Here is a 12,548-nt window from a genome sequence, read left to right as displayed (position 1 = left end):
CATGAATGACGATACCCAGATCCTGATCGCGCGCCTGTTGACGCATCAGACCCTGCGCCGCGACGACAAGCTGGTCAAGCGCGCCCTCTCCGACGAACAGTTCCGCCAGGAGGTGGACGCGCGCCTGCTCGCCTGCGGCCTGAAGCTGCTGGACAATGTGTATGCCGACCACGTCACGCTGGCGCTGGCCCGCACGATCGAGCCGAAGGTGTTCGGCGCGCGCGACACGTGGCAGAACAATAACTTCGGCCTGGCCCGCGACGGCGTCGCGCTGCTCGTCGTGCTGTGGGCACTGATCATCCTGCCCAAGCGCGAGCGCCAGGAAACGCACCAGCACGCGGAGGACGACCAGGACGACATGTTCGGCACCGAGAAGCCCGTGCCGCGTGCCGAGGATACGTCGATCGGCATCCCGTACAAGGCCCTCTTGGCCGACTTCGGCGACAAGCTGGGCAAGAAGACCCGGATGGACATGAACCTCGGCATCCTGTCGAAGCTGGGCTTCATCGAGCGCCGCGGCGACATCCTCGTCGAAGGCCCGCTGCTGGACCTGCTGATGGATACGGACCTGCTGAAGGAACGCATCATCAACGGCGCGCTGGCCGACGTGTTCAAGCGCGCGCCCGCGCAGGTGGTGCACATTCCGCGCGCCGTGCTCGCCGCTGCCAACGACACTGCCAACGACATGGCCAACGAGGCGGTGAGCGAAGTCGCCGCCGACGTGGCGGTGGAGGAGGCCGACGAAGTGGCGGCCGCGATCCGCGACGCCGCCGCATCGGCTTCCCCCTCGGCGGACATTTCCGCCAACGATACCGAGAACCGGAGCTGACGCATGTTTCACATCAAATCGCTGGAGCTGGTCCACTGGGATTACTGGCAACGCATCAAGAACATTCCGCTGGACGCGAAGATCATCACGATCGCCGGCCAGAACGGCTCGGGCAAGACCACGCTGCTGGACGCGCTGCGCACCCTGTTCGGCCTCGATTGCTCGATGGGCCGCACGTACAAGCACTATGCCCGCCACTCGGGCCAGCAAAGCGCATGGCTGCGCGCCGTCGTCGACAACAAGCCGGCGGGCCGGCAGTTGTCCAATCGTCCGTTCCGTTCCAGCGGCTTCTTCTCGGAAGACGAGGTGACGCTGTTCTGCCAGATCCAGAAGAACGGCGGCGACTGGAAGCGCCAGTACCTGATGCGCCCGGGGAACGTCGAGATCGAGGAAGTGACGGAAGCGAACGACTGGCTGGGCGTCGAGAACTACCGCAAGCGCCTGGCGAATGCGGGCCTGTCGCCGGCGATGGCGAAGGTGCTGGCGCTGGAGCAGGGCGAGACCGACAAGTTGTGCGAATACGCGCCGCGGCAGTTGCTGGACCTGGTGTTCCAGGTGTTCGGCGACAAGGAAGTGCTGGACGCATATGACGAAGCGAAGCGCCACCAGCGCGATACCGAGGAAGAGCTGAAGCGCTTCGAGGCGGAGCTGGAGGGTTCGCGCGCGAACCTGGAAGCGCTGCGCCTGCGCGTGGCCAACTACCACCAGTGGGAAACGCTGCACAAGGAACGCCGCAACCTGCAGGAAGAAGTGCTGCCGTCGCTGGAATACCACGAGGCGCGCGAGAAGGCCGCGAACATCAGCCGCCAGCTGCGCGAAGCGAAGAAGCCGCTGGCGCAGGTCGACCAGGTCATCGCCGATAAACGCCGCGAGGTCGAGCGCCAGGCGATGCTGCTGCAGGAAGCGCAGCAGCAGGAAACGGTGCTGGAGCAGGAATCGCAGGCGCTGCAAAGCCGCCTGTCGCTGCTGAACGCGAAACTGAAGCCGCTCGACAGCCTGATCGAACAGAAGACCCGCCTGCAGAAGCTGGCGGCGGAAGCGGGTGCCGACGTCGCCGACGTCGCCAAGCAGCTGGAAGAAAAGGAAGCGGAACTGGCGCGGCTGCGCGGCGCGCGCGATGCCGTGTCGTCCCGCATCGCGGCCGACAAGGCCACGATCTCCGCGCTGCAAGGCAAGACGGCAATGCCGGAGCCGGACAACGTGCGGCAGATGCGCCGCGTGCTGCGCGATGCGAACATCCCGCATGCGATGCTGTCCGATATCGTCGAAGTGACGGATCCGAAGTGGCAGGGCGCCGTCGAAGGTGTGCTGGGCGGGTATGCGTCCGTGGTGCTGCTGGAGAACGCGTCCGATGCGGCGGCGGCCTACCGCCTCGCCGAGAAGGAGCGCTATCGCCACTTCATCGTGCCGGAGTGCGTGAAGGCGCACGAGCCGAAGAACCAGAGCCTGTTGTCGGTGGTGCGCTTCACGGCGCGCGCGCCGGAATGGCTGATCGACCAGCTGTCGCGCATCACGCGCGTCGATTCGGTGGAAGAGGGCGCGAAGCTCGGCAACATCGAAGAATGGATCACGCCGGACGCGTACCACAAGGAACGCCGCGGCGGCCGCTCGCTGTTCGTCGAAGCGTCGCGCTACCGCTTCGGTTCCGCCGGCCGCACGCAGCGCCAGGAAGCGATCGCACGCAACCTGCCGGCGCTGGAAGCGGAAGAAGACAAGTACACGCTGCAGATCAGCAAACTCGCTTCCGAGACGAGCGCGCTGAAGGCACGCGTGGCCGGCGTGGACGCGGTGAAGGAACTGTCCGCCCGCGCCGACGAATTCGACGAAGCGGCCCGCACCGCGGTGCCGCTGCGCTCGGAGCGCCTGGAAGTGGGCTCGCGCCTGGGCGAGCTGCAAGGCCTGATGAAGAACGCGACGGTGGCGCGCACGCGTGCCGACGGCGCGTGGAACGCGGCGCGCATGGCGCTGTCGGAAGCGGAAGCGGGCATGCGCCTGAACTACAAGCGCCAGCTCGACCAGCGCTCCGACCATGCGCGCGCGCTGCTGGCGCTGCGCCGTCAGTGGCGGCATCTGCCCGCGTCGTGGCGCCGGCCGGCGCGGCGGCAGGCGCTCGTCGACCAGCACGTCAACGCGCACCAGGTCGACCTGCGCATCGCCAGCCTGCAAGCGAGCCTGGCGCGCGACGACTGGGAACTCGATGCGACCGTCATCGACCAGTACCAGCGCCTGAACGACCAGCTGTCCAGCCGCAAGTCGGAAACGGAAGAACGCCGCTACCAGAACAACCGCGCGATCGAGGCGACCGGCAACGCGCGCGGCGCCTACATCGAGCGGCTGCGCTACACGATCAAGCAGTACACGAAGAACATCAAGGAGCTGGGCGCGCTGGCCAACATCGAAGTCCATGCGGACCCGGTGAAGCTGGAAAACGACGACCTGCTGCTGGCGCAGGCCGGCCTGCACGTGCGCTTCAAGTTCGACGGCAAGGGCGTGATCGGCATGAACGACGGCGAAGCGTCCGGCGGCCAGCAGGTGATGAAGTCGCTGGTGCTGCTGATCGGCCTGTTGAAGTCGGACGAAGGCTCCGGCGGCTTCGTGTTCATCGACGAACCGTTCGCCCACCTGGACATCCGCAACATCCAGCTGGTCGGCGAGTTCCTGAAGAACACGGACGCCCAATACCTGATGACGACGCCGCTGACGCACAACACGGACGTCTACGACCCTTCCGAACTGACGCTCATCACGAGCAAGAAAAAGAAGGACACCCAGTGGGCGCAGCCGATCTTCGTGCTGCAGCGGAAGAAGGACGCCGACAAGGCGGCCGCGTAACCCCCACCAAAGCCGCGCCCCGCGCGGCTTTTTTTCGTCCGCGGCTGTCGGAACTTTTTACCCGCGCCTCCGGTGCCGCCTTGCCGCGACGCCGAACCCCCGGCCAATCATGCACTTGCACGACCTGGCACGAGCCCTGCGTACCTCCGCGATGAACATTCGCACAGGGAGGCTCGCATGGTTCGCTTCGACATTGGCAAGAGGTTTGCCGCCTGCTGGCGCAACGCCGCGGCGGGCGTGCTTGGCCTGGCATTGCTGCTCGGCGCGGCGCATGCCGCCGCCGACACGCCGGGCGTGTTCCGCATCATGCCCCTGGGGGATTCGCTGACCGCCGGCTATCCAGCGCTGCATGGCGTCAGCTATCGCCTTGCGCTGCGCAATCTGCTGACGGCTGCCGGCATTCCGATCGATTATGTCGGCAGCCAGGAGCAGGACCCGGCCGATCCGCGCAACGACCTGGCGCATGAAGGCCTGGTCGGCATCACGGTGGACGGCATCCGTGGCAACGCAAGCTGGCGCACCTACCAGCCTGACATCATCCTGCTGCTGGCCGGCACCAACGACATCCGCAATGCGAACGTCGCAAGGTCCCTGTTCGAACTGTACCGGGTCGTCGAAGAGTTCAAGCTTGCGCAGCTGGTCGACACAATCAACGCCGACTACAGCCGCATGGGCCGCAGCGTGCAGATCTTCGTCTCCTCGCTGCCGCCGCAGGGCTATCCGGCCGACGGCACGTGGAACTCCACGCTGACGAGAACGATGTTCGACTTCCTGTCGGGCCGGCTCAGCGATGTGCCACGGCCCGTGGAGCACGACCGCTTCGTCAACGCGTACGCCCGCTTCCTGGCCGGGCAACGGCTGGCTCCCGACCTGGACCGGATTTTCGCCGACGCGGACCAGGACGGCGTGCCCGGCCTGTCGGACGAGGAAGCCGATGCCGCGGTCCGCGCGCTCGCCACCTACATCATCAACAAGTTCATCGGCGACTACAACGTGAAGATCCGCGCGCTCGCCAGCGCATACCGCAACGTGCATTTCGTCGATGCGGGAGCAACGGTGACACTTGCCGACATGACCGATGGCACCCACCCCGCCAGCCAGGAAGCGTACGAGAAAATGGCGCCGGCCTGGTTCGAAGTGCTGTCCGCATGGTTCGCGGGGCAGGATCGCTACTGGGTCGGCGGCAGCGGCTTATGGTCCGATGCCCAGCATTGGTCGTTCACGCCCGGCGGCGCGGGCGGCGCAGCCCAGCCGGGCGGCGGCAACGCGGTCATCGTGCAGGACGACGCGCTCGACCGGGTCGTCACGCGCGACGCCGGCGCGAGCACGGCGTTGCTGGCGGGTGTCGAGCTTGACGCGCGTGGCACCGGCGACCTGACGCTGCGGCTGGAGCAGGGCTTGCGGGCCGTGGAGGTACTTGCCGGGCGCACAGGCAGGGCGCACATCCAGCAGGAAGGTGCCATCGCCACCGCCCAGTTCCTTACGCTGGCGCAGGAAGAAGGCAGCACTGCGGACTACCGCCTGGACGACGGCACGCTGCGCACCTTGAACGAGGACGTCGGCTACCGTGGCGCCGGTGCGATCGTGCAGAACGGCGGCAACAACGATGTGTTCAGCCAGCTGATCCTCGCGTTCGGCCCCGGCAGCGGCACCTACCTGCTGGAGGCCGGTGAAATCCTCGCCAACCAGGAGTTCATTGGGCTGAACGGAACCGGCGTCTTCACCCAGCGCGGTGGATTGAATCAGGTGCAGTTTCGGCACTACACGGCCGGCGACGTGTCCGGCACGCTGTTCGTCGGCACGAGCGGCGAACCGGGCGGAAGGCCGGCGGCCGGCACGTACAACATGCTGGGCGGCGCGCTGGACGCGCTACGGATCGTCAATGGCGGAACCTTCGTCTACGCCGGCGGCGAGGTGGCCGGCAAGATGAGCAACGACGCCGTGCTGCGGGTGTCGGGTTATCGGCGGCTGGCCGGCGATTTCGTCCAGTCGGCCACCGGTGCGCTGCATCTGGACGATGCGCTGGTCTCGGCGCAATCCGCCGTCCTGCACATCGATGGCAACGCCGACATCGACGGGGCGGTGTACATCCACCCGGGCGCGCAGGCGACGCTGCCGGTCGGCGCGGCGTTCGACGTGCTGAGCGCTGCCACCGGGATCGACAATGCTCTCCTCGCCCACGTCGTTCTGCCGCTGCTGCCCGACACGCGCCTCCTGCGCGCCTCGGTGATCGATGGCACGCTGCGCATCGCCGTCGATACCGTGCGTTGCGAGGACGTGTACACGATCCGGAATGCGATCGGCCAGCGGGGCACCAATCTCCCGGCTGACGTCAACCACGACGGCGTCGTCGACGTGCGCGATGTCGCCGCGATGGCGAAGAAGCTGCCGCGCGGCACGCTCTGCCGCAATTGAAAAATGGAGGACATCATGCGCAACCGTATCGCCGCCGCCGTGCTGGCGGCTGTGCTGGTGGGATGGAACCTGCCGGCGACCGCAGTCCCTTACCTGAGTATCGAGGTGCCGGATCATTACGTCGGCAAAGGCGAGCAGTTCGTCGTCACCATCCGGATGAACGACGCGGAGGACCTGTTCGCGTACCAGTTCGACTTCACGTTCGACCCGGGGCTGCTGGCCGTTACCGGCGTGGAGGAAGGCGACTTCCTTGGCCGTGGCGGTGCGACGATCTTCTATCCCGGCATCGTCGATAACGACCGTGGCATGGTCTCGTTCACGCTGGGCACGTTGACGGACGATCTGGCAGGCGTCGACGGGACGGGCGACCTGGTGCGCATAGCGCTGCGCGCCGGGGATACGGCGGGGCTGGCGCGCTTCGCTCTGCCGGACATCATCATGCTCGACTCGGCGCTGGTGGACATCGATTTCGCCCCGCCGCTCGAAAACTACGTGGCCGTCGTTCCGGCACCCGGCACGTTGGCGTTGGTGTTGCCGTTGCTGCCTTTGCTCGCCGCCCGGGCGGCGCGCACGCGCCGGGCGGCAAGCCCCGTCAATGCAGCTTGATCGGAACAACCATCTTGTCGTCCTTCACCTCGATCGCCGCATTGTCGAATTTCGGCGGCCCGAAGTTCGCCTTCGCGTCGCGCGACATGCCCCAGTTCTCGGTCGGGATGCCGAGCGTGCGATCGAGCTTGCCGTTGTCGTTGGCGTCCTCGTAGGCGAGGATCGCCCACGTGCCGGCGGGGACGTCGGCCACCGTCACCGTCGTGCTGCCGGCCTGCGCGGGCACCGATGCGTTGTGCGCGCACTGCTTCAGGAAGTGCTCGCGGTCGCAGACGGCCACGCTGACCTTGCCCTTGCCCGCGACGTTCGCGACGTTCACTTCGATGGTGGCGGCACTGGCCGGTTGCAGTGCGGCGCAGCACAGCGCCGCGGCCGACAGGAGCGCACGGGGCGCGAAGAACTTCGTCATCTGATCTCCTTGGTGAGGGCTGCGCGGCGCTGCCGCGCACGCCGTTATGGTAGCCTTGGCGCGATAACGCCATGCCGCAATGATACCCATGCTGCTCAATGTCCTGCTCAATGCCCTGATAGTCGTCCTCACCGTGGTGGCGATGGAAATCGTGTCCATCGTCGCGCACAAGCACGTGATGCACGGCTTCGGCTGGGCATGGCACAAGTCGCACCACGAACCCCATCACGGGCGAACTGCGGGCTGGTTCGAAAAGAACGACCTGTATGCGGTGGTCTTCGCCGGCATCGCCATCGCGCTGATCTACGCCGGCACGCGCGGCCACCATCCGCTCGAATGGATCGGCGCGGGCATGACGGCCTACGGCTTGCTGTACTTCGTCGCCCACGACGGGCTGGTGCACCAGCGCTGGCCGTTCCGCTACGTGCCGCGGCGCGGCTACCTGAAGCGGCTGTACCAGGCGCACCGGATGCACCATGCAGTGCGCGGCAAGGAGGGCGCGGTGTCGTTCGGCTTCCTGTATGCGCCGCCCGTCACGCAGCTCAAGCGGCAGTTGCATGCGCAGCGGCCGCGCGCTGCCACAACGCCCGCGGACGAGTCTTCGGCCGCCTGAAGCGCGACGCCACGGCGAGCCCCGCTCCTTTCGTCAGCAGCCACAGTTTCATCGCCTTCGACGTACCGGCCCGCTCGTCCCATGCGTGCGCGCCGCGGCGCTTCACTTCGATGCCGATCTGCCGGTACACATAGCGCGCCGTCGCGATCGCCCAGGCGCAGCGCAACGGCAAGGCGGCGATGCCGTCCGCGGCCGAGCCGTAGTAGGGCTCCGCATGGTCGACCAGCCGTGCGGCGACGCGGGCCAGCGCGGCGCGGTGCCGCGGCAGCGCGACCTCGTCCGGCGGGATGCCGGCTTCGCGCAGCCATTGCGCCGGCACGTACACGCGCCCGATTGCCGCATCCTCGACGATGTCGCGCGCGATGTTCGTCAGCTGGAACGCCAGGCCCAGGTCGCAGGCGCGGTCCAGCACCGTGTCCTCCCGGACGCCCATGATCGCCGCCATCATCAGTCCGACGACGCCCGCCACGTGGTAGCAGTAGCGCAGCGTGTCGTCGATCGTCTCGTAGCGCGTGCCATGTACGTCCATCGCGAAGCCGGCCAGGTGGTCGTACGCGAAGCGGGGCGGGATCGCGTGGCGCAGCGCCACTTCCTGGAACGCGGCGAAGGCCGGCTCGTGCATCGTCTCGCCCGCGTACGCGCGGCGCGTGCGGTCCTCCAGCATGGCCAGCTGGGCGCCGGCGTCACGCGGTGCAGTGGCGCTCGCGAAGCCCAGCTCCTGGCCGTCGATCACGTCGTCGCAGTGCCGGCACCATGCGTACAGCATCAGCACGCTGCGCCGCGTGGCGGGATCGAACAGCCGCGCCGCCGCCGCGAAGCTCTTCGAGCCGACGTTGATCGTGTCGGTCGCATGCGCCAGCAACGCCTCGCTCATGCCGACACCTCTTCCAGCATCAATCCGGCCGTCGCCTTGGCCGAGCCGATCACGCCCGGCACGCCGGCGCCGGGATGGGTGCCGGCGCCGACCAGGTACAGGTTGGCCAGTTCGGCATCGCGGTTGTGCGGCCGGAACCACGCGCTTTGCGTCAGGATCGGCTCCAGCGAGAACGCCGAGCCCAGGTGGGCATTGAGCTCGTCGCGGAAATCGTTTGGCGTGAAGATGCGGCTCGTCACGAGCTGGCTGCGCAGGCCCGGCATGTAGTGCCGCTCCAGGTAGTCGAAGATGCGGTCGCGGTAGCGCGGCCCTTCCACGGCCCAGTCGATCGGCGCATTGCCCAGGTGGGGAACGGGCGCCAGCACGTAGTGGCTGCCGCACCCGGGCGGCGCCAGCGACCGGTCGGTGACGCACGGCGCGTGCAGGTACAGCGAGAAGTCGTCCGCCAGCGTGCTGCCGCCGAAGATGTCGTCGATCAGGCCCCGGTAGCGGGGGCCGAAGCACACCGTGTGGTGGCGCAGCTGCGCATGGTGGCGGTCCAGGCCGAAGTACAGCACGAACAGCGAATTGGAAAAGCGCTTGCGGCGCAGCGCGTCCGCCTGTGCCTTGCCGCGCGCGTGCTGGTCCAGCAGCGCGGCGTAGGTATGCACGACGTCCGCGTTCGATGCCACCGCGTCGGCCGCGAGGAAGCGGCCGTCTTCCAGCCGCACGCCGCTGGCCCGCGCGCCCTGCGTCTCGATGCGGGCCACGGGTGCGTTCAGCAGCACGCGGCCGCCGATGTCCTCGAACAGGCGCACCAGCCCATTGACGAGCGCTCCCGTGCCGCCGCGCGGGAACCACACGCCCCAGCGCCGCTCCAGCGCATGGATCAGCGTGTAGATCGACGACGTGGCGAACGGATTGCCGCCGACCAGCAGCGAGTGGAACGAGAACGCCTGGCGCAGGTGCTCGTCGGCGATGAAGCGCGACACGACGTTGTAGACGCTGCGCCATGCCTGCAGCCGTGCCAGCTGCGGCCCGGCCTGGATCATGCTGCGAAACGACAGGAACGGTACCGCGCCAAGCTTCAGGTAGCCTTCCTCGAACACGTCCTTCGAATAGGCGAGGAAGCGCCGGTAGCCCTCCACGTCGGCCGGATTGCGGGCGTGGATCTGGCGGTCCAGCGCTTCCTGGTCGTTGGCGTAGTCGAAGAAGCTGCCGTCTTCCCAGCACAGGCGGTAGAACGGCGTCACCGGCAGCATCTCGACGTAATCGGCCATCTTGCGGCCGGCGCACGCGAACAGTTCCTCGAGCGCGGAAGGATCGGTGATCACGGTGGGGCCGGCATCGAACACGAAGCCCTGGTCTTCGTACACGTAGGCGCGGCCGCCCGGCTTGTCGCGCTTTTCGACAAGCGTGGTCTGCACGCCGCTCGCCTGCAGGCGGATCGCCAGCGCCAGGCCGCCAAAGCCGGCGCCGACGACGACGGCTGTTTTCGTTTCGTTCATGCGGGAGTGGTCCTGATCTGATGGGGATGGATACGGAGGGCGGCGTCCAGCGCCTGGCCCAGCGGCACCGGCGGCTTGCCGGTCAGGATGCGCGCCATGTCGCTGCGCGTCAGCCGGCCGGCATAGAAGCGCTCGATCAGGCCGGGCGGCAACCGGTAGAAGCGCTGCATCACGCGCCAGCGCTGGCCCGGCTCACCGGCCAGGAACAGCATGCGGTTCAGCAGCCGGAAGAAGCGCTGGCTGTGCCATGCGCGCAGCGCCTCGGCACGCAGCGCCGCGAACAGCGCCGGCGCGGTGACGTCGTGCAGGCTTGCCACGCGCTGCGCCACGCGCACCGCGTGCGGCAGCGAGTAACCGGTGGTAGGGTGGAACAGGCCGGCGCGCAGGCCGGTGCAGGGCTGGCCGGCGAGATCGTGCCAGTAGCGCTCCACGTCGCCGGCCAGTACGATCGGCAGCGCGCCGCTTTCCTCGCGCAGCACGGTCTCGATGCGCCAGCCGCGCGCCAGCGCATAGCCGGCGATGTTGGCGCGCAGCCGCGCCGGGTCCAGCTCGTGCGTGTCGACGTAATGGGTATCCTCGATCAGCAGCCGGTCGGGCCCGAACGGCAACAGGTAGACGAAGCGGTAGCCGCCTTGCTGTTCGACGGAAGCATCCATCAGCACGGGGGCCGCCAGACCGTGCGGCTCGCGCAGCCGCACCTCCTGGCCGAGGAACGTCTGCCAGCCCAGCGCCAGGTGGGCGCTGGCACGGGCGCCGCGGCCATCGACGACGGCGCGTGCCCGCAACAGCTCGCCGTCCGCCAGCCGCACCGTCGTCGGCGTTACCTCCGTGATGTGCGAGCGCAGGCATAGCGCGGCGCCCAGTGCCGGAGCGATCACCCGATGGAAATCGAGGGAGGCTATGCTGGCGTAGCCGCTGTCCAGTATCCGTGCATGGTCGGGAAAGCGCACGCCGTAGCGCGGCCAATGCGCCGTGACGAGCGGTGCGATCCACTGGCGCTGCGCGGCATCGAGGTCGCCGTCGTGGAACGACCACGTGTGGTTGCCGCCGAGCGTTTCGCCCTGATCGAGCAGCAGGATGCGCAACTCGGGCCGGTGCGTGCACAGGCGCCATGCCAGCAGGCTGTTGGCCAGGCCGCCGCCGGCCAGGATCACGTCGTAATCGTTCATGCCTGTGCCGACTGCGGATAGGCGAGATCGGGCGCGCGCAGGTGCAGTGCCGCCTCGACGATGTCGGCGGCGCGCCGCGCACCGCCCGCACGTGCCACGTTGTCGGCCAGCGCATCGAGGCGCGGTGCGAACGCGCGCTCGTCCAGCAGGCGGCGCAGTTGCCGCGCCAGGTGCCGTGCGCTGGCGAACCGGGGCGAGGCGACGACGCCGATGCCGGCGGCGTGTACGCGCGCCGCCGAGCCGGGGTGGTCGAACGCGATCGGCAGCGCGAGGATCGGCGTGCGCGCCTCGATCGCATCGAGCACCGTGTTCACGCCGGCATGCGAGATGACGGCGTCGGCACGCGCCAGCGCCTCGCGCTGCGGCGCGAACGCGCACACCCACGTGGCGCCGGCCCGCCGCAGCGCCTGCGCCTGGTGTTCGTCCAGTCCGCCGCAATGGGCCGCCAGCAATTGCACGCCCTGCGCGCGGCATGCCTTGGCGATGCGCAGGAACAGGCCGAGGCGGTGGCCCTGCATCGTGCCGAGCGACGCGAACACGAAAGGCTTGCCCGGTGCGATCGGCGGCAGCGGCGTATGCGAAGCCGGCGTGGTGACGGAGCCTGGCATTCGCAGTGGCCCCACGTGGTGGAAGTGCGCGGGCAATGCGCGGCGCGCGAACTCGTAGCCGGGCACCGTCTGGCTGATTTGCGCCAGCGGCGACAGGCATTCGTGCAGGCCGTCGCGCACCGTCAGCGCGAACGTGCGGGCGTGGTGCGCGATCACGCGGCGGTGCGGCGTCATCATCCAGTCGTAGACGCGGGTACTGCCTTCGACGAGGCGCAGCGTGCGCTCGTCGGTGCCGGCCGCGAACGGCATCACGGGCAGCGGGATGCCGGGCTCGCGGTTGACGGGCAGCGCGCACGCGACGGAGACGAACGGGATGTCGAACGCTTCCGCAACGAGGCCGCCGGCCGCTTCCATCTGGTCGCAGAGCAGCGCGTCGACACCCGCTTCGGCCAGCGCCGCCGGCAGCTCGCGGCACAGCATGTCGGTGCTGCGCGCCATGTCGCCGATCACGCGGCGCAGGCCCAGCGGGCTGCCCGGACTGGCGGCACGCCGCATTACGCCGGCCAGCGTGCCCGGCGGGTGGGTGACGGCGCCCACCGCATGAAAGCCCAGGCGCCGGTCCGGCAGCAGCGCGGCGGCATCCGGCTGCTGGAAGTAGGTGACGCGATGGCCGCGCGCGACCAACTCCAGCGCAAGCGCAGCGAGTGCATGGAAGTGGCTGTAGAACGCCGGTGCCACCACACCGAAATGGGCCATCGCTGCGCTC

The 12,548-nt window shown here is 68.4% G+C and carries 10 protein-coding genes; 5 read left to right on the top strand and 5 right to left on the bottom strand.

Annotated features, from left to right (window positions below; genetic code table 11):
• The first annotated feature begins 1 nt into the window (after position 1).
• From IP92_RS18550 to IP92_RS18535, 4 genes are all read left to right on the top strand, one after another.
• The gene (locus tag IP92_RS18550; protein ID WP_145877758.1) at positions 2–829 is read left to right on the top strand and encodes a hypothetical protein; all 828 of its coding nucleotides are present in this window, start codon (positions 2–4) and stop codon (positions 827–829) included.
• A 3-nt stretch (positions 830–832) separates the two neighbouring features.
• Positions 833–3,661 carry an ATP-binding protein gene (locus tag IP92_RS18545; RefSeq protein WP_145877756.1) on the top strand — a complete coding sequence of 943 codons (2,829 nt, stop codon included), beginning with the start codon at positions 833–835 and terminating at the stop codon, positions 3,659–3,661.
• Positions 3,662–3,838: 177 nt separating this feature from the next.
• The gene (locus tag IP92_RS18540; protein ID WP_145877753.1) at positions 3,839–6,076 is read left to right on the top strand and encodes an SGNH/GDSL hydrolase family protein; all 2,238 of its coding nucleotides are present in this window, start codon (positions 3,839–3,841) and stop codon (positions 6,074–6,076) included.
• A gap of 15 nt (positions 6,077–6,091) precedes the next feature.
• On the top strand, positions 6,092–6,682 hold the full coding sequence (locus tag IP92_RS18535; protein WP_158206787.1) for a cohesin domain-containing protein: 591 nt from the start codon (positions 6,092–6,094) through the stop codon (positions 6,680–6,682).
• Here IP92_RS18535 and IP92_RS18530 read toward each other — a convergent pair.
• Positions 6,669–7,091 (bottom strand): DUF2141 domain-containing protein, encoded by a 423-nt coding sequence (locus tag IP92_RS18530; RefSeq protein ID WP_145877749.1) that lies wholly within the window; start codon positions 7,089–7,091, stop codon positions 6,669–6,671. The two genes, IP92_RS18535 and IP92_RS18530, sit on opposite strands and share 14 nt — an antisense overlap.
• Before the next feature lie 88 nt (positions 7,092–7,179).
• Between IP92_RS18530 and IP92_RS18525 the strand changes: the two genes are divergently transcribed.
• Positions 7,180–7,704, top strand: a complete 525-nt coding sequence (locus IP92_RS18525) for a sterol desaturase family protein (protein ID WP_145877747.1) — start codon at positions 7,180–7,182, stop codon at positions 7,702–7,704.
• Here the strand turns inward: IP92_RS18525 and crtB are convergent.
• The 4 genes from crtB to IP92_RS18505 are packed head-to-tail and all read right to left on the bottom strand — an operon-like array spanning position 7,634 to position 12,538.
• On the bottom strand, positions 7,634–8,578 hold the full coding sequence (gene crtB, locus IP92_RS18520) for a 15-cis-phytoene synthase CrtB (RefSeq protein WP_145877745.1): 945 nt from the start codon (positions 8,576–8,578) through the stop codon (positions 7,634–7,636). The two genes, IP92_RS18525 and crtB, sit on opposite strands and share 71 nt — an antisense overlap.
• Positions 8,575–10,065, bottom strand: a complete 1,491-nt coding sequence (locus tag IP92_RS18515) for a phytoene desaturase (RefSeq protein ID WP_145877743.1) — start codon at positions 10,063–10,065, stop codon at positions 8,575–8,577. Before IP92_RS18515 ends, crtB begins: the two co-directional genes overlap by 4 nt.
• Entirely contained in the window at positions 10,062–11,234 is a 1,173-nt protein-coding gene (gene crtY / locus IP92_RS18510; RefSeq protein WP_145877741.1) for a lycopene beta-cyclase CrtY, read from the bottom strand. Before crtY ends, IP92_RS18515 begins: the two co-directional genes overlap by 4 nt.
• Positions 11,231–12,538: a glycosyltransferase gene (locus tag IP92_RS18505; RefSeq protein ID WP_145877738.1), complete on the bottom strand. Its 1,308-nt coding sequence runs from the start codon at positions 12,536–12,538 to the stop codon at positions 11,231–11,233. The genes crtY and IP92_RS18505 overlap by 4 nt, the downstream gene beginning before the upstream one ends.
• Positions 12,539–12,548 lie beyond the last annotated feature (10 nt).

Source organism: Pseudoduganella flava (assembly GCF_007830495.1).
GTDB lineage: Bacteria > Pseudomonadota > Gammaproteobacteria > Burkholderiales > Burkholderiaceae_D > Rugamonas > Rugamonas flava.
This window is presented reverse-complemented; position numbering and strand designations above follow the sequence as displayed.